18 protein-coding genes and 1 tRNA gene are annotated in these 21,729 nt (G+C 40.0%); 8 read left to right on the top strand and 11 right to left on the bottom strand.

The window, feature by feature from the left end; translation table 11 throughout:
* The first annotated feature begins 130 nt into the window (after positions 1-130).
* A complete protein-coding gene (locus tag ACLLO5_RS02260) occupies positions 131-2,707 on the top strand; it encodes a M1 family aminopeptidase (protein WP_413173869.1) in 2,577 nt (858 codons plus the stop codon).
* A gap of 55 nt (positions 2,708-2,762) precedes the next feature.
* On the opposite strand, the gene ACLLO5_RS02265 is transcribed toward ACLLO5_RS02260, so the two are convergent.
* From ACLLO5_RS02265 to psbD, 5 genes are all read right to left on the bottom strand, one after another.
* Entirely contained in the window at positions 2,763-3,455 is a 693-nt protein-coding gene (locus ACLLO5_RS02265; RefSeq protein ID WP_413173870.1) for a J domain-containing protein, read from the bottom strand.
* Positions 3,456-3,783: 328 nt separating this feature from the next.
* Positions 3,784-4,746, bottom strand: a complete 963-nt coding sequence (gene cysK / locus ACLLO5_RS02270; RefSeq protein WP_413173871.1) for a cysteine synthase A — start codon at positions 4,744-4,746, stop codon at positions 3,784-3,786.
* Between the two features lie 16 nt (positions 4,747-4,762).
* Positions 4,763-5,200, bottom strand: coding sequence for an RrF2 family transcriptional regulator (locus ACLLO5_RS02275; protein ID WP_413173872.1), 438 nt, complete (start codon positions 5,198-5,200; stop codon positions 4,763-4,765).
* Between the two features lie 166 nt (positions 5,201-5,366).
* Positions 5,367-7,046, bottom strand: coding sequence for an iron uptake porin (locus tag ACLLO5_RS02280; RefSeq protein WP_413173873.1), 1,680 nt, complete (start codon positions 7,044-7,046; stop codon positions 5,367-5,369).
* A gap of 988 nt (positions 7,047-8,034) precedes the next feature.
* On the bottom strand, positions 8,035-9,090 hold the full coding sequence (psbD, locus tag ACLLO5_RS02285) for a photosystem II D2 protein (photosystem q(a) protein) (protein WP_413171554.1): 1,056 nt from the start codon (positions 9,088-9,090) through the stop codon (positions 8,035-8,037).
* A 327-nt stretch (positions 9,091-9,417) separates the two neighbouring features.
* Between psbD and ACLLO5_RS02290 the strand changes: the two genes are divergently transcribed.
* From ACLLO5_RS02290 to nifH, 5 genes are all read left to right on the top strand, one after another.
* Positions 9,418-9,690: a hypothetical protein gene (locus ACLLO5_RS02290; protein ID WP_347608773.1), complete on the top strand. Its 273-nt coding sequence runs from the start codon at positions 9,418-9,420 to the stop codon at positions 9,688-9,690.
* Positions 9,691-9,703: 13 nt separating this feature from the next.
* A complete protein-coding gene (locus tag ACLLO5_RS02295) occupies positions 9,704-10,375 on the top strand; it encodes an ABC transporter ATP-binding protein (protein WP_413173874.1) in 672 nt (223 codons plus the stop codon).
* A gap of 351 nt (positions 10,376-10,726) precedes the next feature.
* Complete coding sequence (locus ACLLO5_RS02300; RefSeq protein WP_413173875.1) at positions 10,727-11,275, top strand: NYN domain-containing protein; 549 nt, start codon at positions 10,727-10,729, stop codon at positions 11,273-11,275.
* 180 nt (positions 11,276-11,455) lie between these two features.
* Positions 11,456-11,527, top strand: a tRNA-Asn gene (locus tag ACLLO5_RS02305).
* 1,378 nt (positions 11,528-12,905) lie between these two features.
* The gene (gene nifH / locus ACLLO5_RS02310; RefSeq protein WP_413173876.1) at positions 12,906-13,805 is read left to right on the top strand and encodes a nitrogenase iron protein; all 900 of its coding nucleotides are present in this window, start codon (positions 12,906-12,908) and stop codon (positions 13,803-13,805) included.
* Between the two features lie 194 nt (positions 13,806-13,999).
* Here nifH and ACLLO5_RS02315 read toward each other — a convergent pair whose 3' ends face one another.
* Entirely contained in the window at positions 14,000-14,197 is a 198-nt protein-coding gene (locus ACLLO5_RS02315) for an NblA/ycf18 family protein (protein WP_413173877.1), read from the bottom strand.
* Positions 14,198-14,394: 197 nt separating this feature from the next.
* Between ACLLO5_RS02315 and ACLLO5_RS02320 the strand changes: the two genes are divergently transcribed.
* Positions 14,395-14,571 carry a hypothetical protein gene (locus tag ACLLO5_RS02320; protein WP_413173878.1) on the top strand — a complete coding sequence of 59 codons (177 nt, stop codon included), beginning with the start codon at positions 14,395-14,397 and terminating at the stop codon, positions 14,569-14,571.
* Positions 14,572-14,620: 49 nt separating this feature from the next.
* On the opposite strand, the gene ACLLO5_RS02325 is transcribed toward ACLLO5_RS02320, so the two are convergent.
* Positions 14,621-15,460 (bottom strand): M56 family metallopeptidase, encoded by an 840-nt coding sequence (locus tag ACLLO5_RS02325; RefSeq protein ID WP_413173879.1) that lies wholly within the window; start codon positions 15,458-15,460, stop codon positions 14,621-14,623.
* A gap of 4 nt (positions 15,461-15,464) precedes the next feature.
* On the bottom strand, positions 15,465-15,884 hold the full coding sequence (locus ACLLO5_RS02330; RefSeq protein ID WP_413173880.1) for a BlaI/MecI/CopY family transcriptional regulator: 420 nt from the start codon (positions 15,882-15,884) through the stop codon (positions 15,465-15,467).
* Between the two features lie 451 nt (positions 15,885-16,335).
* On the opposite strand from ACLLO5_RS02330, the gene ACLLO5_RS02335 reads away from it, so the two are divergent.
* On the top strand, positions 16,336-17,076 hold the full coding sequence (locus ACLLO5_RS02335; RefSeq protein WP_413173881.1) for a 2-phosphosulfolactate phosphatase family protein: 741 nt from the start codon (positions 16,336-16,338) through the stop codon (positions 17,074-17,076).
* Positions 17,077-17,158: 82 nt separating this feature from the next.
* On the opposite strand, the gene ACLLO5_RS02340 is transcribed toward ACLLO5_RS02335, so the two are convergent.
* The 3 genes from ACLLO5_RS02340 to ACLLO5_RS02350 all read right to left on the bottom strand — a co-directional run bounded on the left by ACLLO5_RS02340 (position 17,159) and on the right by ACLLO5_RS02350 (position 21,146).
* Complete coding sequence (locus ACLLO5_RS02340; RefSeq protein WP_413173882.1) at positions 17,159-18,943, bottom strand: M61 family metallopeptidase; 1,785 nt, start codon at positions 18,941-18,943, stop codon at positions 17,159-17,161.
* 105 nt (positions 18,944-19,048) lie between these two features.
* Entirely contained in the window at positions 19,049-19,732 is a 684-nt protein-coding gene (locus ACLLO5_RS02345; protein WP_413173883.1) for a Crp/Fnr family transcriptional regulator, read from the bottom strand.
* Positions 19,733-19,958: 226 nt separating this feature from the next.
* Complete coding sequence (locus tag ACLLO5_RS02350; RefSeq protein WP_413173884.1) at positions 19,959-21,146, bottom strand: HetZ-related protein 2; 1,188 nt, start codon at positions 21,144-21,146, stop codon at positions 19,959-19,961.
* Positions 21,147-21,729: the final 583 nt, after the last annotated feature.

Raw genomic sequence — 21,729 nt, forward strand, 5'->3', positions numbered from 1 at the left:
CTGATCAAATAACTATTTTGATTGGGGATATGCATCTGCTGAACCGGTGGCGTTTGCCTAGCATCTCGAAGAGAGCGAAGCTATAGCTATTTTTGTGAAAATTTCAGGATTACAAGGTCAGTAATAATCAATGTCGCATCTTTATTTTGATACAGAGAATAACGGACATAAATCTTTTGAGTTACCAGGGGCTAAACCTCACTACAACCCTGATAGACCAGGACAGGTAGAGCATATTTTTCTTGACCTCACCTTGGATATCGCCAACCAAAGTTACTATGGTAATTGTAGCATTCGGTTATTGCCAATCCGTAATAATATTGAGCGTTTGACCTTGGATGCTGTAAATTTGAATATCCAATCTGTGCAGGTAGACGAAGCAGAACAGAAGTTTGAATATGATGGGGAGAAACTTTCAATTCTTCTTTCTGAGCCTACACAAATTGGTCAGCGTTTGTTAATTGCGATCGCCTACTCTGTAGAAAAACCCCAACGCGGCATTTACTTTATTCAACCAGACAAACACTACCCCCACAAGCCCACCCAAGTCTGGACACAAGGGGAAGACGAAGATTCCCGCTTCTGGTTCCCCTGTTTTGACTACCCAGGACAGTTATCTACATCAGAAATTCGTGTCCGTGTTCCCAAACCCCTAATTGCTATTTCCAACGGTGAACTAATTGATACTTTTGAAGATGACAATCAGCAAATTTACCATTGGTCACAACAGCAGGTTCATCCCACCTACTTAATGACCCTAGCAGTAGGTGATTTTGCAGAAATTCGGGATGCGTGGCAAGGTAAGCCTGTTACGTACTACGTAGACAAGGGAAGAGAAGCAGATGCTAAACGCAGCATGGGCAAAACTCCCCGTATGATTGAATTTCTGAGCGAAAAGTACGGTTATCCCTATCCATTCCCCAAATATGCCCAAGTTTGTGTAGATGACTTCATCTTTGGGGGCATGGAAAACACTTCCACTACCTTATTAACAGATCGATGTTTGTTAGATGAAAGAGCATCATTAGATAACCTCAACACTGAAAGTTTAGTTGTCCATGAATTAGCACATCAATGGTTTGGTGATTTAATCGTCATTAAACATTGGTCTCATGCTTGGATTAAGGAAGGAATGGCTTCCTATTCAGAAGTAATGTGGACTGAACATGAATATGGCCAAGATGATGCCGCCTATTATCGGTTATTAGAAGCTCGCAGTTACTTGAATGAAGATAGTAGTCGTTATCGTCGGCCAATGGTAACTCACGTTTACCGCGAAGCAATAGAACTTTATGACCGCCACATTTATGAAAAAGGATCTTGTGTTTATCACATGATTCGTACAGAATTAGGCGATGAATTATTTTGGACAGCTATTCACACATTTGTTCAAGATCATGCCCACCAAACTGTAGAAACAGTAGATTTATTGCGGGCAATTGAAAAAGCCACAGGACGTAATCTCACCTTCCTATTTGATCAGTATGTCTATCGTGGTGGTCATCCTGATTTCAAAGTTGCTTATTCTTGGGATGGGGATTCTAAATTAACCAAGGTAACTGTTACCCAAACCCAAGTTAACGGTGATAACAAGGATTTATTTGATTTAAAAATCCCTATCGGCTTTGGTTACAGCCAACAACCATCAAACCTGATAACTTTCACAGTGCGGGTCAATGAAAAAGAACAAAGTTTCTATTTCCCATTAGCGGAAAAACCCGATTTTATCAGCTTTGATGTCGGTAATAATTATCTGAAAACTGTAACCTTGGAATACCCCATACCAGAGTTAAAAGCGCAGTTAGAATTTGACCCTAATCCTATTTCTCGTATTTATGCAGCCGAAGCTTTAGCGAAAAAAGGTGGCTTAGAAGTTACCAAAGTTCTATCAACAGCACTGAAAAATGATCCTTTCTGGGGTGTGCGTGTAGAAGTAGCCCAAAAATTATCAGAAATTCAGTTAGATCAAGCCTTTGATGGTTTAGTAATTGGCCTGCATGACCCTAGCCCCTTTGTTCGCAAAGCAGTAGTGAGTTCCTTATCGGAAATCAAAACTCACCCTAGTTATAAGGCTGTCAAAGCTGTAGTGCAGAATGGAGATGCCAGCTATAATGTAGAAGCGGCAGCTTGTCGAACTATTGGTGCGATCGCAGCGGCTCATTTAGAAGAAAAGCCCCATGAAGAAAAGGTGATCAAGCTGCTCAAATCAGTGTTAGAAGAAAGAGCAGGTTGGAATGAAGTAGTACGTAGTGGGGCGATTTCTGGTTTAGCTGAATTTAAAACTTCAGAAACCGCTTTAAATTTGCTATTGGAATATACTAAAATCGGCGTGTCCCAACCGCTACGACTGTCTACTATTCGTGCTTTAGGAAAAATTTCTGTTGGTCAAACTCCTACTAATATAGAAAGAATTTTAGACCGATTAGCAGAAATAGCTAAAGAAACATTCTTTTTAACCCAAGTTGCAGTAGTCACAGCATTGGGACAAATGGAAACCCCCAAAGCAATTGGAATTTTGCAATCTTTAGCCAGTCAAACGACAGATGGACGAGTACGTCGTTATGCTGAAGAAGAGATTTCTAAAGTCCAGAAAAACATTGGCCCAGAAAAAACTTTGCGTCAGTTACGTGAAGAAGTCAATCAACTCAAACAACAAAATCAAGAACTAAAAAGCCGCTTGGAAAATTTGGAAGCTAAATCAAAGTAAGTTTCTACGAGGGAAGAGTAAGGGGAATATGATGTTACTTCCCCATCATCCCTCATTACTGATTAACCGATTCCTGTGCCTCACAATGTAAGCTCATAGCAATGCGGAACATTTCTTGACCTGTATGTAAATAACGGTCATCATAATTTAAAGGAAAATAAGCCAATTCTTCTAATCCATCTCCAACTTGACTGAGGCTATAGTAAAGATGAGCCGCAGCCCTGGCTAAACTAGGGGGATTTGGTAAAGAACGAAAGATATTTTGTGCCTGTTTCAAATCTTCTCGACACACTTTTAAATATTTTTGAAATTCGTCTATTAATTCATCATCAAAAGGATCGGCTGCTAGTTCCTCAATCTGTTCATCTAGGGAATTAAGAATAACACAGAGAACACGATTGACTGGTTTATAAACTAAGCGTAACCATTCTTCAACTTTCTCATCAGCATCTTTTCCAGTTTTCCGTTTGGCTTGGTAATTTTTTTGATCTGATGCTGTTCTCTGTTGGCGATAACTATTAAATTTTGGCTGATGATTACGTAGTTTTTCGTCATAGTTGAGGCGACTTTGTGTGTCACCCAAAACTTCATAAGCAGCATTAATACGAATGATTTCCTGATGATCTGCGGTTTCTTGATTGCTGTCAGGATGAAATATTTTTACCAAGCGTCGATAGGCTTGTTTAATCTCCGCTTGGCTGGCATGATGACCAATTTTTAGGGTTTCGTAATGGTTAGAATCAGACATGATCAGTTATCAGCTATCAGTTAATAAGTAGAAGTCAGAAACCGCATTTCCAACTACATTTCACTGTTGAATGTTTACTGATTTAATCTAACTTACAAGAGCTTGCAGTTGGAGAAAGTATAACTGAAAATTAAAAGTTAAACACCAATTAATTTTTGCTTGTAACTTTTACATGGGTTTAGTAATGCTAAACCCCTGCTGATTTCTCAATCTGTACTGAACTAATACAACACGGCGTAAATAAAATGGCCATTCTCAATCGCCAAAAAGCTGACTCTATATTATTTTTGACTTTTGACTTTTGACTTTTGACTTCCGCCCTGCGGTACTAGCTGATCCCAGTTACTAACTTTGCGTCCAAGTCTTGGAACAATGGTGTGCTTAAATATCTTTCACCAAAACTGGGTTGAATCACGATAATTAAGCGTCCCTGATTTTCTGGACGTTGACCGACACGAATAGCAGCACACAAAGCCGCACCACTGGAAATACCAGATAATAGCCCTTCTTCTCTGGCTAATCTGCGACTGTAAGCGATCGCTTCTTCATCACTGACAGTAATCACTTCATCAATTAATTCTACCTTCAACACCTGGGGAATAAAACCCGCCCCAATTCCCTGAATTCTGTGGGGGCCTGGTTTTCCTCCAGATAATATAGGACTATTAGCAGGTTCTACTGCGATCGCTCTAAAACTAGGCTTCTTAGCTTTAATCACCTCTGCCACACCAGTAATAGTACCACCTGTACCCACACCCGCCACAATCATATCTACCTTGCCATCAGTATCTTCCCAAATTTCCTCTGCTGTAGTTTCCCGATGGATTTTGGCATTTGCTGGATTGCGGAACTGTTGCAACATATACGCATAAGGTGTGGTTTCCACTATTTCCTGCGCCCTGCGAATCGCCCCACTCATGCCTTCAATTCCCGGTGTCAGTTCCAATTCAGCACCATAAGCCCGCAACATAGCTCTACGTTCTGCACTCATGGTTTCCGGCATCGTCAGAATTAATTGATACCCCTTAGCTGCGGCTGTCATTGCCAAAGCAATCCCCGTATTGCCCGATGTCGGCTCCACCAGCACAGTTTTACCAGGAGTAATTAAACCTGCCTGTTCGGCATCATTAATCATACTCACACCAATTCGGTCTTTTACCGATGCAGATGGGTTCATACTTTCTAGTTTCACCACAATTTCTGCTACACAGCCTTCCTCCTGGGGAATACGGTTCAACTGTACCAGAGGAGTGCGGCCAACCAGTTCTGTAATATTCCGAGCAATCCGCATAATACCTTTGATTCCTTTAAATGTAATACATGATATCTAACTGCCTTCGAGAATCTCGCTTTTCACAAAGATCCTGAAGTGAATGTTTTTGCAAGACCGCATTTGCCGCTTGACGAGCTTCTTGCCAAATTTCGTCTACAATCGCACTGTCTACACTTTTGGAATTGGTATCATCTTCACTCGGTTTGATATCCAACCCTTCTAAACATTCTAAAATCTCAAAAACACTAATTTTCCAAGGTTCTCGCGCTAACAGATAACCACCTTTAGAACCACGCTGACTCTTAACTATACCCCCACGCCTCAAAGTAGCTAATAGCTGTTCTAAATAGCGATCAGGTATATCTTGTTGTGCGGCTATTTGTCGAATTTGCATCGGTTCACCGCTTTCGTAATGAGTTGCCATCTCTAATAATGCCAGAATTGCGTATTGAGATTTACAGGATAGTTCCACAAGCTGCTATTTAAGAATAAAGGATTAATTTATAATTCATACCCTTTCCAGTATACTCCGGTTTTCCACTGGGGTTTGTACTTTTTTTCTACCCAAAATAAAAAACCCGCCGGAGGCGGGTAAAAATAGGTTGCAATTTTGTTAACAAACTGTCAACGTTCTCAGTCTAGAAACTGAAGGTTGTTCTGAGAGTACCGATAAAGGTATCTTCACTGTTATTATTCTGTCCAGTAGAAGGCAACCAAATCACACCAGGGGTGACAGAAATGTTATCGGAAACGCGATACTTGTAGAAACCTTCAACTTGGTAGGGAATATCCCGACCAGTACCACCATTGTTAAAGGAATAGGGTTGAGCGCCACCAAAAATACCTAATACGTTACCTCTCTTACCAAAGTCAGGTAATGCTAACCCAACTCCATAACTCCATGCTTCATAATCATCACCTGCACCGAAGCCTATGACATCATGGTAGGAAACAAAACCACTGATAGATAGTTTATCGCTAGGTCTGAAAGCTGCGGAAATACCGTAGGAGTTGGTAGAAGAAGCATTAGCCAAGCTGAGATTGTTCGCTTGTGAAGTACCGACAACAGCACCATTATCAAGTCCTGAGTCAAACAAGGTACTACCGGAACCAAAGTAACCATGTACATAGGTAGCAGCTAAAGCAATGCGATTACCAACATTGAAGTTTAACTGACCTAAAGCCGCATAGTTACCATCGAACAAGCCATTACCAAATGCAGGACTCTCAGCCTCAGAAGCCAAGTAACCCAGAGTTAATGAACTTGGTTTGAGGATACCACCTGGTTTCCCAAAGGGTACATTGATAGCAATACCAGATCCACCACCAATCCGGTAGATGGGATTTTCAGAACTAAAGGTACTTAAAGCACCGTTACCACCATCAGTTTTGTCGAAGAAGTAAGGATTGTTAACGGCTGCATAATGGCTGTGTTGACCACCTGTAGCTGCAATGTAAACCTGTGCAGGTCCGACAGGAGCTTCATAAGTCAATTTGTCAATTTCAACACCGTTAGCAGTATCACCACCAACTTCAAAGGTTTGTTTGCTTTCTCCACCAGCACCAAAACCTGTGGCATTACCCGCACTTAGACGGGTATTTAACATATCTCTACCAGTAAAGCTGCTTTGCAGGTTCAGACGCACTCGGTCTTGAAAAACGGTCTTACCCGCAATATCACCATTAAAAGCATCTGTGACAGCAAAAATCGCTTCACCTTGCAACTTGGTGGTAGTAGAGAACTGGTTAGCTTCTAACTCAGCTGTGCGTGCTTCTAAAGCATCTACACGACCGCGCAGGGTTGCTAATTCAGCAGAAAATTCTTCTTGTAAACGCTGTAAAGTAGCTAAATCTTGTTTTGTCACCAAATCAGCAGTTGCTGTAGCGATCAATTCATTAACACGATCTAAACAAGCATTTAATCCAGCCGCAAATTCATAACGGGTTAACGCCCGGTTGCCGCGATATGTACCGTTGGGATAACCAGCAATACAACCATAACGCTCAACCAAGGACTGTAACGCTTGAAAAGCCCAGTCTGTGGGTTGAACATCAGAAAACTGAGAAACGGATGTTACTTGAGATTGTAAATTCTGACCTTCGTTGCTGTAGCGTTGAACTTGGGCTAAAACCCCAGAATTTGCAGGTACTTGAGCTAATACTTCAGGTTGTTGGACAACTTCTGTTGCCACTTGTGTTTCTAAGGTTGATACTTCAGTGGTGGTATTTGGGGCTGCGATCGCTGTTCCTGAAACTAACAACGTTGCTCCCAAAACTGCGGGGCTAACCACCAGGGATTTCCACAAGAGATTAGACATTTTTCCTTTACTCCTCACACCATATATAGATAACTGTTTTAGCTTTACCTACTCTCAAAAATGCGACTTCTTGCTAAAACCTGTGGACTGGGCATTATTGCCACTACTACAATTTTAGTTTTTACAAAGCTAATAACTGATTAACAAATCGTTAAAAAATCATGCAATTAACTTATGTAAAAGCTTTTACACCATAGTTTGATATTATATAATATATTTGTTTAATAATCAAGATGAGAAATGTTTGGGTAATTTAGAACTACCTTGAATTCTGGAATCCTTGTCAGACAAGAGTTTTAAAAGCTAAATGCTAACCGCTAAAGCCAAAGATTAAAATTTTTAGCTTTTCAACTGATATAATAACCGCTAAGATGCTGATTACATCCAATGTATTCCTTACGGCAGATATAGATATGGATAAAATTTACATACAAGCAAAAATTAAACTGTTTAATCGTTAATTGAAGTTTATATAATCTGCTAAAACTGTAATTTATTTTGTTAAAGTTCAAGCTTGGAAGCCTGTAGCTGGCGACAAATTCCATATAATATAGAAATCAAAAAGCGCCCATAAACAACTATCCGCCCTAAGTTAGATCAGACGATCTAATTTAGGGCGGTCTAGCGGGTCTTCAGGTTGCAACCAGACTGCCGGAAGGAACTCCGACTTTTAGCCTAGCTAGTTGAGCTAACTTAGTATCTCAGGATCACTAAGGCTAACTTTTAGAGAACAGCCCCGGCACACAGCCGGCTAACTGCAACCTGATGACCCATGGTTATACTACTTTCTATCATGGGCATCACCTCCTTATTGCCTAATCGGTCTTAGTTTCAAAAAGGCAGAGTGAAAAACTCTGGGTTTGTAACCTGAAATTACTATAACACATAAAATTAGTTTGGCAATATCCAAAACAAAAAACCCCAGGCCAGTAGCCGGGGGAGGTTTAAAACGATGAATACTAAAGGATTTGATTAATTCATCATGGAATTAAAGAGCGTTACCACGTGGTAATACTTCTTCAGGGAATACAAATTGTTCGTGGGGTTGATCTTGAGGAGCCATCCAAGCGCGGATACCCTCGTTTAGCAAAATGTTTTTGGTATAGAAAGTTTCAAACTCTGGGTCTTCTGCTGCCCGTAATTCTTGGGAAACGAAGTCATAAGCCCGTAGGTTTAATGCTAAACCCACAATTCCTACTGCGCTCATCCACAAGCCTGTGACTGGGACGAACAACATGAAGAAGTGTAACCAGCGTTTGTTGGAGAAGGCAATCCCGAAAATCTGTGACCAGAATCGGTTTGCTGTCACCATGGAGTAGGTTTCTTCCGCTTGGGTGGGATTAAATCCGGGGAAGGTGTTTGAGCCTTCGCCATCTTCAAACAGGGTGTTTTCTACGGTTGCACCATGTATTGCAGATAGCAATGCTCCACCTAAAATACCCGCTACACCCATCATGTGGAAGGGGTTGAGTGTCCAGTTGTGGAAACCTTGTAGGAACAATAGGAAACGGAAGATTGCCGCTACTCCAAAGCTGGGTGCAAAGAACCAGCTAGATTGTCCCAAAGGATACATCAAGAAGACGCTGACGAATACGGCGATTGGTCCTGAGAAGGCTAGAGCGTTGTAAGGACGAATCCCTACTAGTCTGGCAATTTCAAATTGGCGCAACATGAAGCCGATTAGTCCGAATGCTCCGTGTAATGCCACAAATGGCCATAAGCCACCTAGTTGAAACCAACGAGTTAAGTTACCTTGTGCTTCTGGTCCCCATAGCAACAACAGGGAATGTCCCATGCTGTCTGCTGGTGTGGATACTGCTACTGTTAGGAAGTTTGCTCCTTCTAGGTAGGAGGATGCTAATCCGTGGGTGTACCAGGAGGTGACGAAGGTTGTACCGGTTAGCCAGCCGCCTAGTGCTAGGAAGGCGCAGGGGAATAGTAATATTCCTGACCAACCTACGAATACGAAGCGATCGCGCTTCAACCAGTCGTCTAGTACGTCAAACCACCCTCTTGACGGGGCGCGTCCAACTGCGATGGTCATTAGAAAGAATCTCCAAAAGTTTATAAGTACAGGTTTTATCTGTATAGATGGCTATGACATAACCGCCTATAAGCAGAAATTTAACCGGGTTGTTAATCCAGTTTACAATTTTTTACGCTCTTTAATCATAATAGGTGCAAATCTCTAATTTTTCCAGGGACAATGGAAAGAATTTCATCGGTCAGACATCTGTGATCCCTCCACAGCAACAAAACAACGATATAAAACGAAATCTCATAATTCTTGTCGCCCTTTCACAATCAACACCGAATCAACCAGGTAACGCTAGAATTAGTCCTACAGTCAGTGAAATGTGATTAATTCTAAATGTTTACCATCGACTTAAGCATCAAAAATACTGCTTTCCCGATATCTGTACAACGTAAGTCCACTGAAGATGCTGAAGCTGTTTATCAGCTGATTCTGGCAGCAATGCGTTCTGGCAATCCTGATATTGTGGAACTCAAGTGCGAAGGCAAAACAGAGAAAAAAATTGCTGTCCGTGCTAGTGAAATTTCGGGAGTACAAATTGTCCAGAAAGATGGTGCAGCCGTTGGTGGCGCTAGACCACCCGGATTTTTCGCCTTAGCCGCTGAGTAACCAAGGTGTACAAATGTCGGCAGTAGGCATCGAAGTTAATGATTTAAACTTCTTATGGCCGAATGGGGAGCAAGCAATCAAATCTTGCTCTCTCAAAGTCCCTAAAGGCGAATTTTGGATGCTTTTGGGTACGAACGGCAGTGGTAAATCAACTCTTCTGAGACTGATAGCAGGGCTATTGGCTCCCCAATCTGGCGAAATTGGCATTTCACCTCCTGTGGGTTTTGTCTTCCAAAATCCTGATCATCAATTAGTTATGCCTACTGTTGGTGCTGATGTGGCTTTTGGATTGGTGGCAGAAAAATTGCCCCCGGCGATGGTAAAAGCTAGGGTTGAGGAAGCTTTAGGGGCAGTAAATTTATTGTCTTTGCAAAGACGACCTATTTATGCGCTTTCTGGTGGACAAAAACAACGTGTGGCAATTGCTGGTGCGATCGCACGTCACTGTGAAGTCTTATTATTGGATGAACCCACTGCTTTATTAGATCCCGATAGTCAACTAGACTTGGTGGCTGGTGTTCGTCGTCTGGTTAAAAGTCGGGGTATCACAGCTTTGTGGGTAACACATCGCTTAGATGAGCTAAATTACTGTGATGGTGCTTTTTTATTAGAAAAAGGTTCTTTAGTTGACTATGGTGAAGCGGAGCGTCTTAAACAGCGGTTGATGGAATTACATAGCGAATAATCCTAAAGAAACTTCCACAAATCAATCATCCAGTAGTACAAACATCTTTATCTCCTAAACTTCATCATTAAAAATCAATGACCAGATACCAAAACACTGCTTCTTGCATAGGTATCTGGTTCTTTAATATGGAGTTTTGACAACTTGGAAAAATTAATTATTCAATTCTTGGAAATTCCTAGAAACCTGATTTTTGGTACTTTTGTCCATCTCTGGCTTCTGCCTTAAGGTTTATTTTTGCCAAAAAAAGATTTTTTTATTCTCTGTAGCATAGTGTTACAAGCGATGCTTCAATTACTATAAGTCTTATGAATGATTTTTGTTAACTTTAGATAATTGTGATTAAAAACCATGCCCCGTTCAATCATCCCATCCCTTTTATTAGTGGATGGCTACAACATTATAGGTGCTTGGCCTTGCTTGAAAAAAACTCGTGATGATGCCGGACTAGAGGCAGCACGTGGGGAACTAGTGGAAGCTATAACCAATTATAGCGCCTTCCAAGGGTATGAAACTCAAATAGTTTTTGATGCCCAATATCAAAACACCGCCAGCAACAGAGAAACTATCACAGACTTTCTCACCGTTCATTACACAGATTTTGGACAAACCGCAGATACCTACATCGAAAAGGCTTGTGCGGGTTTGCGTCACCAAATAGCACAATGTTTAATTTCCCGTGTAATTGTTGCCACATCAGACCGAGCGCAGCAGTTGATGGTTCAGGGGTATGGTGCTGAATGGTTATCAGCGCAGCAACTATGCGGTGAAGTAGATTCTACGGTTTGTCGGATGCGTCACAGATATCAACCACACAAACAATCCAAAAGCAGATTTTTAGCTAATGCCATAGATCCTAAGTCTAGGCAGAAGTTAGCACAACTGCGGATGGGATTATAGATCACAACATCAAGAAAAGGCTGGATTGCTCTTGTAGAGTCGCTTTGCGCTGCAAAAAAGTAAATACAATTATATATTTCAGCAGCCAGCAAAGAAAATCAAAAACTAAATAAAAAAATTTTTCCCAAAGTAGTTGACATCTTCTGGTTTTCGGTTTATTATAGTAATCGTTGTGAGCGTTCCTCAGTAGCTCAGTGGTAGAGCGATCGACTGTTAATCGATTGGTCGCTGGTTCGAATCCGGCCTGGGGAGTTAAAAAAATAAAGTATAAGGCATGAAGGAAGAAAGTAAAAATTTCAAACTTCATGCTTTTGCTTTTAGGCATACTGAAATGAGTCAAAATTAGTGATTAAACCTTCACTGAGTCTAATGACTGTGATGTAATTTCAATTAGTTAAAGTACAGAGTTTAAAGTTAGGGTGTAGGATATGGCGAATCCATAATTAAAATCAGGGTTTTCAAATCAGGACATTATATTTCTGGTGCTGTACGTCTCGAACTACATTGTTTTCTTCTCCATCAAAAAAATGAAGAACTTGTAGCTATTAGGATATTGAACAAACATCTTTCCCTAAATCCCACACCTTATTTTCGGTCATCAACTTAATTGTAAAAGTAGCTGATTTCACAAACCCTAATTGATAAAATGTTTGCCTAAATTGTAGATAATGACCGCTAAGTCATAACCATTAAAGGTAATAAGAATAATATTTTATAACGCAGAAAAATAATTTATTTTGAGGCTTATAAAATCTTGATTTCTATGTTATTGTGAGGATAGGAATCAAAAACAAGAAATTTCACAATACTTCAAGTAGAAATTGAGGTAAACTCAATCAAGTTCTTTATTCTGGTAAATCCACTTCAAAATATTTATCTTTTCTTTAGGTCTAGATAAAACCAGATGAATGAGAAGAGTTACCCTCGTAACCACTTGAAGTCAATCAGAATTCCTTTGAGTATGTGCCAATAATAATTGGCTAACTAGATAACATTATCTATCAGATGATATTAACCTTGGAGTTTGGGAAGAAAGACTCTTTGAGGCTGTCTGGTACATATAGAGTCATCAGAACTGTTAGCGACTGAGCATAAGTAAGAAAAAGTATTTTTAACCATGATCATCGTTCATGGTGAGATTTATTGATTCTGAAAAAATATCTAAAAGCAACATCCAGATAGCAACTTTCCAGAGATTGGAAAAATAGTTTATTGGACTGGAAATAAGAAGTGTTTGACAGCCATAAAACCAGCAAAATCGCATAAATTGTAGCAATCATTGAGAGTGAAATGCAATGTTGGTTGATTGGGTGGTTCAGGGGGAAAATCTGCACAAAGGTGAATCCCTATTGTAACCACTCTCCAAGATTAAACATCCTCTGAGGATGCCGTGACAATAAGCGATAATGTCAAATTTAAGCTGTTAAATATTTCTTGATTTAGGAGATGTGGATTTCTTCTCAATAAATTTTCAGTATCCATATCTTGTTTTTCTAAAAAATCTGAATGTGCATTTGGTAATGCCTTGAGTATGCCTTAAGTCGCTATACAAATTCTGTTTCCTAATCGCACAAAATCTCAAACCAAATTTCAGACTCATCAACACAATAATTGTAGGAATAAACTCATCATGGCTACTGACGGAAATATTAGACAAATTGCTTTCTACGGTAAAGGTGGTATTGGTAAATCTACTACTTCTCAAAATACCCTTGCTGCTATGGCAGAAATGGGTCAACGCATCATGATTGTAGGTTGCGACCCTAAAGCTGACTCTACTCGTTTGATGCTTCACTCTAAGGCTCAAACCACCGTTCTTTCCTTGGCTGCTGAAAGAGGTGCTGTGGAAGATTTAGAACTCCACGAAGTCATGTTAACCGGTTTCCGTGGTGTTAAATGCGTTGAATCTGGTGGTCCAGAACCCGGTGTAGGTTGTGCAGGTCGTGGTATTATCACCGCTATTAACTTCTTGGAAGAAAACGGTGCTTACCAAGATTTAGATTTCGTATCTTATGACGTATTAGGTGACGTTGTATGTGGTGGTTTTGCCATGCCCATTCGGGAGGGAAAAGCCCAAGAAATCTACATTGTTACATCAGGTGAAATGATGGCGATGTACGCTGCTAACAACATCGCTCGTGGTGTTTTAAAATATGCTCATAGTGGTGGTGTGCGTTTAGGTGGCTTGATTTGTAACAGCCGTAACGTTGACCGAGAAATCGAATTAATCGAAACCTTGGCAAAACGTTTGAACACTCAAATGATTCACTATGTACCTCGTGACAATATTGTTCAACACGCAGAATTGCGTCGGATGACTGTTAACGAGTATGCACCTGATAGTGATCAGGGTAATGAATATCGGACATTGGCTAAAAAGATCATCAACAACAAAAATCTAACTATTCCTACACCTATTGAGATGGAAGAACTAGAAGAATTGTTGATTGAGTTCGGTATTCTTGAAAGTGATGAAAATACAGAAAAGCTGGTTGGTAAGTCAGCTACTGAAGCACCTGTAAAGAAATAGTACCAAGAAGTAATTAATGCTTGATTTTGGGGAGGGTTACTCCCACCCTTTCCCCAATTTATAGAGTCAAAAAGATGTGAAAATTCAAATCTGTTTTTTCACATCTAGTTTGCATTATTTAGGAAAAATAACTGCATCATCAGAGTTATATCCTATTCATGTATGCGAATTAGAAGCCTTTTTGCTTTCCTGTTTTAACCAGATATGCTGCCTGAATCTAGTTTCCACTCATGCTTGAGTAGTTGCTGATAACTTGTTTCCTGAATCATCATCTGTTCGTATAGCTTGAGTAGAAATACCTGAGCTTGTTCACGAGACATCTGGTGTACTTGGTCAGCAAAAATTCTGAGGCTAAATTCCTGTTCTAAAGATAATTTTATGGGCTGATTCATCGCTGGCTCCTATGCCCAATTGGGGCAAAAATAAAGGGTCAATACTGGCTATCTAAGTTTTAAGCAGTCATACACCCATTGAGTTTGAGGGCTTTCCCTTATTGAGGGGTGTAGCGCATGAATTTGATTTTTACGAAGTTATGTTAACAAGTATAACGAATTATTTACAATTCTGACGTGATGGGAGTCAGATAAACATGAAAAAAGACGACCAACTAGTGATGCACCATGTTAGTCCTGAAGTGAGACAGTTGATAAAACTTTATGCGGCTGTTAATAACTGCACACAGGCAGAGATGTTAGAGCGTATTGTTTTGGAGTGGCACGCGCAGCAAAGCCTAAGTGAAAGACCTCCAGGGAATGAGGATGAGTAGGTTCATGAAACTACCGAATCTCTTAGCTATTCCGTGGAGGAGAAATATTTCAAGTGTGAAAAACTACTGTTAATAAGGGTAGGAAAGCAAATAGAAAGATATGCCAGGATTGTAATTGAGTTTCTGGTGTTGTTTCTTTTGGTGTTAATAAAGCATCTATTCTTTGTTCTAACCGTTCGACTCCAGATGAACCCAAAGCTGCACAGCACACTTCTGAGGTTGGGGTTTGGCTACTTACGACTAATAACAAAGATTCGGCTAAGACTAACGGATCTACTTGGGATGCTGCATAACTGTCAGCCCTTAATTCTCGCAGCATTAACAATTCTTGCCATAAGGGTTCTGTATTGGGCAACCAAGCGGTGCAGGAACGCATCCAACCTAGCCAAAAGAACCAGAATGTATCCCTATACTGAAAATGCCCTTGCTCGTGTGCCAAGACGCTTTCTAGATGGGCTGGTGAGAGAGTTGCTAGTAATCCTTGACTAACTACTAGTTCTGGTTGCCAAAAACCCATTTGACCGGCAAATAAAGCTCCTGTTTGTAGGAGTCTGACTTGTTTACCTGCTAGATTTATTTGTGGACATTGACGGGCGGATTTGATGGATTTCCAGCCCTGGAAGGCAAGTTTGATGCCTAAGATGTTGAAAAATAATAGGAAGATTAATGCTAGTAGATAGCTGGAGGAGTCGGTATACATTCCTCCCATTTTCCCTTGTGTACCCATGCAGACTACTGCTGTTGCTGTCATGAAGATGAGTAGAGGGGGAAAGAGGAAGAAAAATAGCGATCGCTCCCAACGCAAATTCCAATTACCCTGGGGTATATTAGCGAAGTATCTTAGGCTGTAGGCTACGGTTACAGCAGTGAGAATCATTAGAAGATGCATAATTTTATTTTTCTCCCCTGGCTTCCCGTGCGGCTTGAATGCGTTTAGCGATCGCTTCTATTTGGTCACTAGCAGCTTGATCTAAACTATCAGCAAAGGCGGCAACAACATCAGGATTACCCACAGCTAAAAATCGCTGTAACTGTTCATGTGCCTTAATCATTTCTGCTTGTTGCTTGGTTAGCAATGGCCGCCAATAGAATGCTTTTCCCTGTTTGTCGCAAGCTAACCAGCCTTTTTCAGTGAGACGACGAAGAACGGTGGTAACGGATGTATAAGCTAATTCACGGTTAGGATCAGCCAGAATGCGATCGTGTACATCTTTAACTGTTGCTGAACTCAGTTCCCAGACAATGCTGAGGATTTCCGCTTCTAGAGGACCGACGGATAATTGTTTAGGGCGATAATCGGGTAATGGAGCCATGTTGATAATTTTAGTGGGGATGTTCTTTATATTTTTAGATTACAAGTTGAACGTCAACTGAAACATTACAAACGAGTAATTGGTTAAAAATACCTATCTTAATCTTGTTCATCCTTAAAATCTTGGAAATCCTAATATGGCTTGCGCCACGCTACGTTATAAGAAAATTCCTCCTCATCACAGAAATAAACATTGATCTCAATCAATACAAAAGCTGTAGCTCTATTTGCTAAACGTAGTTTGGATGTAGTTTAAGCATCTCCGGTCTTTTCTATCTTTTCGATTAGAAATAATCATACCTAGTTAGAAAGCTTAAAACCTTGCTCAGTAAGCTTTCTATAATCTTTTAGTATTTATGTATTAATTAAGAGATAGAGTTTTGTACTGTTAGTTGGTGACATGAAGTAGGTAGAATATAACCGCAGTAGTATAGAGCAGGTATATCTAGCCCGTGAAGATATTTGTATATCATACTCCAGAATTAACCCCAACTGATGAAGCGCCAGAATGCGCGATCGCCGTCGATGTTTTGCGAGCCACTAGCACAATGGCGACAGTTTTAGCGGCTGGAGGCGAGGCGGTGCAAGTCTTCAGTAATTTAGATTTACTAATGGAAGTAAGCGAAAAATGGCCGCCAGAAAAACGATTACGGGCTGGAGAAAGAGGTGGTGGGAAGGTAGCTGGCTTTGAATTAGGGAATTCTCCCCTAGATTGCACCGCAGAACTGGTGGAGGGGAGGCGCTTATTTATTAGTACCACTAATGGTACTCGTGCCTTACAACGGATACAAGATGCCCCCATTGTTCTGGCAGCAGCGTTAATTAATCGGGCTGCGGTAGTGGAGTTTCTTCTAGAAAAACAACCAGAAACTGTCTGGATTGTAGGTTCTGGCTGGGAAGGGAGTTTTTCTTTAGAAGATACCGTTTGTGCTGGTGCGATCGCTCACAGTATTTGGCAACAAACCAATTCTCCCTTAGAAGAATTAGCTGGTAATGATGAAGTTACGAGTGCGATCGCACTTTATTCTCAGTGGCAAAATGACTTATTGGGATTATTCCACCAAGCTAGTCATGGTCAGCGGTTATTACGCCTGCAATGTTTAGAAGATTTAAAATATTGTTCCCAAACCGATATTTTAGATGTTCTACCCATACAGCATGAACCAGGTGTTTTAAAAAGTCAAAATAAATAAGTAAAAAGTTTTCAGGAGGTAGGAGGTAGGAGGCAGGAAGCGAATTCATTTTTCTCCCCATCTCCCCATCTCCCCATCATCCTTACTTCATAGCTGATAATGCTACACCTAACCAACCGTAAAAATTTTCTTGCTGAGTAGAATTAGGATTTTCTACTGGACGTAACTGATATTTAGTTGGATGTTGTTTTCCTAAACTCACAGAATAGTTACGCAATTCATCTTGATGGAAAACAGTGATTTGGATAGTATCGTAAGGTTGGTAATCGTGTAAACGATCATTCAACTGGCTTGTTCCTAACTTAATTCCATCAATTGCTAATAACTCATCACCAGCATCAATTCCCACAATGTTTGCAGGAGAACCCATTTCCACAAACTTAATTATTTCTCGTCCATATTCAGTTTTTATTTTCACACCCAAATAAGGTTCTTGTTCACATTCTTCTACCAATTGCAACCCAAAAGGTTCTAAATAATCATTAAAAGGTAAATCATCTAATCCATGAATATAACGTTTAAATAAATCTGATAAATCAATTCCAGCAACAGATTCAATTACTTCTTGTAATTGTTCTGGAGTATAACCGATTTCTGCCTTACCAAATTGTTCCCACATTTTCAGCATCACATCATCAAGAGAAAGCCGATTATGATGACGAGAACGAATCAACAAATCTAGCAATAGCGATACCATTTCGCCCTTCAAATAGTAGGAAATTTGGGAATTACCACTATTAGCATCTGGACGGTAAAGTTTAATCCATGCATCAAAACTTGACTCAGCAAGAGGTTGTACATTTCTTCCTGGTGTTAATTGATATTTGGTAATTTCTTGATTTAAATGATGAACATAGGATTTGATATCATAAATTCCTGCTCGGAAAGGAATGATCAAATCATAGTAACTTGTAGTTCCTTCACAAAACCAAAGAGACTGTGTATAGTTTTCTTGATCATAATTAAAAACCTCGAAGTCTTTGGGGCGAATTCGCTTCACATTCCACAAGTGAAAAAATTCATGCGCTACTAATTGAATAAACCGTTCATATTTATCTTGAGAACGAAATCCAAACCGATGATAAAGTAATGAACAGGAATTTTTATGTTCTAATCCGCCATAAGCTTGGTTGAATAAATGCAGGAGAAACACATACCTTTGATATGGCAGTTCACCAAACATTTGTGCTTCGTATTCAATAATTCTCTTAAAGTCCTCTAACATCTTTTGGGGTTTACAGTTTCCCTGTCCCCAGATTGCTAACTCATGAGGTTTTCCCAATACCTCAAAATGAAACAATTGATGCTTACCAATCTCAAAAGGAGTATCAACAAGAGTATCAAAATCCGCAGCTAAAAAAGTATTAGTTTCTTCAGAAATTGATGATAAACCTGTGGTTATTTGCCATTCAGGGTATGGTGGGACAACGGTGATGTGAATTGGTTGTTCTTCCCAACCAGGAATTCGTAAAAATAGCGCCGCACCGTTAAAATAACCGTGGGTAGCATCCAAATGATTTGTGCGTACTGACAACTCATTGGCAAAAACGCGGTAACGCAGAACTACTTCAGAAACGTCACCCTTTTCAATTTGCCAGTGATTTTTACTAATTTTTCGCCAATTTAAAGGTTGAGATCCAGCAAAGGCAGCAAAATTTTGTAAATTCTTGGCGTATTCTCGCACCAAGTAAGACCCTGGTGTCCATACTGGCATTTTCAAATCCAGAATTGGTAATGGGTAGCCTACAAGATGTAAAGTCACCTCAAACAGATGATTTTCTGGTTGGGGCATTGCTACCCAGTAATGAATTGCTGGTTCAATTTCCTGAACTTGAGTTTTCAAACTAATTGCTATTGGTTCAATCATCTTGTGTGCCAAGTCTAGAGTTATTAGTTAATGGTCAACACTTTATAGATAATAGTCAATAGTCAATATGCTATTAACCCATTCTATATCTACAGTCAGTACAGATTAGAATTTATTAGCCAAATTTTCAAGTTGTTTGAAGTTAACGACATAAATAGACTGGCTAGTAGGATCACATTTAATCCATCCTCTTTCATGAAGTTTTTCCATAATTTTGGTAGTTTCATCTAAGCTGATTTCGGTTACTTCTGCCAAATCTTTAAAAGGGATATAATAAATTTCCTTGCCTTGATTTGACTCCTGACCATAGTTATCACTGAGGCTAACTAAAGTATGGGCGAGTTTAACCGCTGGTGGTGAAGACCGCATTTGTAAGCGCATATTTATTTGCCTGACTCGTCGCACCATCAGTTGCAGCATTCGGTGATGTAACTGTGGATCTTTAAACAAAATTTGGATAAAACGTTCTCTGGATACAGTCAACAATTGAACTGGAGAAAGGGCAACAACATCAGTTGAACGTGGAGATTCATCTAAAACAGCCATTTCACCAAAGAAATCGCCCCGACCCAAAATTGCTATTGTCACAGAATTATCGCCATTGGTACGCCGGACTTTCACCCAACCAGAAATCAAGAAATAAACTGCGTTACCCCAAGCATCTTCCATTAAAACTGCTCGTCCAGAGGGGTACTCGTGTTCAACGGCTATGTTAAGTAGCCATTCTAAAGTTTGGGGATTGGCTGTACTCAACAAAGGGAAAAGATCGCTAAAAACCTCGGTTTGCATGAAATATTCACAAGGAATTAATTCAATAGCGGAAAACTAAGTGTGTCAATTTTAGTTTGTTTACGGTTAATACTTACAATATCTTAATATGGCATAAGTTACTGGTGCAAGGAGACTGGGTTACGGGTGTAAAAGTGTAGGGGAGCAGAGGGTAAAAATCCAATGCCCAAGGACTACTATCCATCAGATAGAATTTTAGCTTTGAATCTTGCAATCCAAAGTTCAGTTATTGTTGAGTTCTTAAGGTTTGGGCAGCAAGATAGATTTTTGTCCATTCACCTAACACTTGATGGGTTTTGAGTTGTAAATTTTGGGCTATGACTTCTATTGAGTCACCTTTTTTAAGTAGATTGAGGATTTGCTTGCCCAGAGAAGTTAATTTTTCCTCTAGTTGTTGCCATTGATGTTGTGTTAGACCCAAGTTGTGTTCTGGTAAGGAGATGGAGAGCCAGTTATCAACCAGTTCTGGCTTGCCTTTAATAGCAAAAACACGCACAGCATGGTAGCTGATTTTTTCTCTGAGTCGGTATACTTCTTTAATGGGCTTATTCAATTTTTTGGCAATTTCTTCTTGAGTTTTGCCTTGGAGATATAATTGCAGCCAGTCTACTGCCTGTTGACCTAAGTTTTGCAGTAAGTATTGCTCAAATTCTTCATATACAGCTTGACGTAGTGATTGTTGTTCTTCTAGTGTTTGTGCTTCTTGATATTGAGCGATCGCTTGACTATCTACTAGGTTGAGTGGGTTGTCTGTATCTTCTGTCAGCACTTCGTCAGAAACAAGTCTGATTAAGTCGTTGGTAGGAACTTGGGTTAATCCACCACGCTGAATGCGGCGTAGATAATTGACAAAGCGATACACTAACAGGGGTTGGTTACGGACTGGACGCAAACAATATTCTTCTATGCTGGCGAATAGTAAAATGTCCTGCAATCTTCTATCTGTGGCAATCTCCGCAATGGTAGACATTTGCTGCTGCATATATGAGTCACTTTGCAGCAGTTCTTGGAGGACTTCTTGTAATACGTCCATGACACTGCGCTGGCGATCGCGACTGAGAGCAACCCACGTCTGAATTTTATTTCTCAGGGTCATCACACTACCCAATCGACTGAGTAGGTTACGATAAGCTCGTTCTCGTCCCATACCTAAGTATCGCTGCTGTAAAATTCGCCAGCGATATTCCATTGCTTGCTTGGCAATTTCCAATTCTTTTGAGTTGAGTAGATCAAATCGTTGTAAGTCTGCCCCCAACAGCCAAAGCATGATACTTTGTCTAATCGCCTCACTTTGTTCTGGACATTCCGCTGCGAGTCGCTGTTGCCAGTATTGCGCCAGTTTTGCCGCATCATTTTCCATAGTGAGATTGCGTTCCTCGAAACTCTGTTTTAAAGTTTGCATCACAACCCCCATCCCAACCGATAATTATTAACTACTAGTTTTCCCTGATCTAATAAATTCTCAATCTACTTGTTCAGGAAATTTGTGTACTGATTTTCTAATACGTCTTACTCTACTCACATCATGCATGAATATCTCAATTAAGGTAGTTTAATTTCCCATTTCTGGGGTAAAAATGATTAATTATTAGCAAAGACGTATATTCTCTATGTAAGTTTCAAGTTTTTCTAGCGGTTTTTGAGGTATTTCTTTACATTTCTTGGTATTTGTTAGACAATAAAATTTAGTAAAGCTGTTGGTACGTTTTTCAAGATATCTAAGTGACTGTTGTATTGATACCCTTGCAGTTACAAGTAATTTCTACGAGTGAAGTTAATAACTCAAGTTAATTAAAGGCTGAGATTTTTGAGTTGAAGTATAAATTTCTCCACAAATATTCAGAATTTACCTTGGTAAATGGGTAAATATCCTTGTGAATTCAGTATTAGAATATTACTATAAATAGGCTGTATGTGTAATGTGACACAGATCACTGGGTTTAAGTAATTCTTTTGGGCGTTTTCCGCAATAAAAGTATGAATTTTTCATGAACTCC

Source organism: Anabaena azotica SJ-1, assembly GCF_047275885.1.
Lineage (GTDB): Bacteria > Cyanobacteriota > Cyanobacteriia > Cyanobacteriales > Nostocaceae > Trichormus_B > Trichormus_B azotica_A.

Excerpts from the sequence above, each read along its gene's own strand:
- ACLLO5_RS02350 (WP_413173884.1), bottom strand. The coding sequence starts at position 21,146 with ATGGGGGTTGTGATGCAAACTTTAAAACAGAGTTTCGAGGAACGCAAT.
- ACLLO5_RS02290 (WP_347608773.1), top strand. The coding sequence starts at position 9,418 with ATGTTTACCATCGACTTAAGCATCAAAAATACTGCTTTCCCGATATCT.
- ACLLO5_RS02345 (WP_413173883.1), bottom strand. The coding sequence starts at position 19,732 with ATGCAAACCGAGGTTTTTAGCGATCTTTTCCCTTTGTTGAGTACAGCC.
- ACLLO5_RS02320 (WP_413173878.1), top strand. The coding sequence starts at position 14,395 with ATGAAAAAAGACGACCAACTAGTGATGCACCATGTTAGTCCTGAAGTG.
- ACLLO5_RS02300 (WP_413173875.1), top strand. The coding sequence starts at position 10,727 with ATGCCCCGTTCAATCATCCCATCCCTTTTATTAGTGGATGGCTACAAC.
- nifH (WP_413173876.1), top strand. The coding sequence starts at position 12,906 with ATGGCTACTGACGGAAATATTAGACAAATTGCTTTCTACGGTAAAGGT.
- ACLLO5_RS02265 (WP_413173870.1), bottom strand. The coding sequence starts at position 3,455 with ATGTCTGATTCTAACCATTACGAAACCCTAAAAATTGGTCATCATGCC.
- cysK (WP_413173871.1), bottom strand. The coding sequence starts at position 4,746 with ATGCGGATTGCTCGGAATATTACAGAACTGGTTGGCCGCACTCCTCTG.
- psbD (WP_413171554.1), bottom strand. The coding sequence starts at position 9,090 with ATGACCATCGCAGTTGGACGCGCCCCGTCAAGAGGGTGGTTTGACGTA.
- ACLLO5_RS02295 (WP_413173874.1), top strand. The coding sequence starts at position 9,704 with ATGTCGGCAGTAGGCATCGAAGTTAATGATTTAAACTTCTTATGGCCG.
- ACLLO5_RS02280 (WP_413173873.1), bottom strand. The coding sequence starts at position 7,046 with ATGTCTAATCTCTTGTGGAAATCCCTGGTGGTTAGCCCCGCAGTTTTG.
- ACLLO5_RS02260 (WP_413173869.1), top strand. The coding sequence starts at position 131 with ATGTCGCATCTTTATTTTGATACAGAGAATAACGGACATAAATCTTTT.
- ACLLO5_RS02325 (WP_413173879.1), bottom strand. The coding sequence starts at position 15,460 with ATGCATCTTCTAATGATTCTCACTGCTGTAACCGTAGCCTACAGCCTA.
- ACLLO5_RS02340 (WP_413173882.1), bottom strand. The coding sequence starts at position 18,943 with ATGATTGAACCAATAGCAATTAGTTTGAAAACTCAAGTTCAGGAAATT.
- ACLLO5_RS02315 (WP_413173877.1), bottom strand. The coding sequence starts at position 14,197 with ATGAATCAGCCCATAAAATTATCTTTAGAACAGGAATTTAGCCTCAGA.
- ACLLO5_RS02330 (WP_413173880.1), bottom strand. The coding sequence starts at position 15,884 with ATGGCTCCATTACCCGATTATCGCCCTAAACAATTATCCGTCGGTCCT.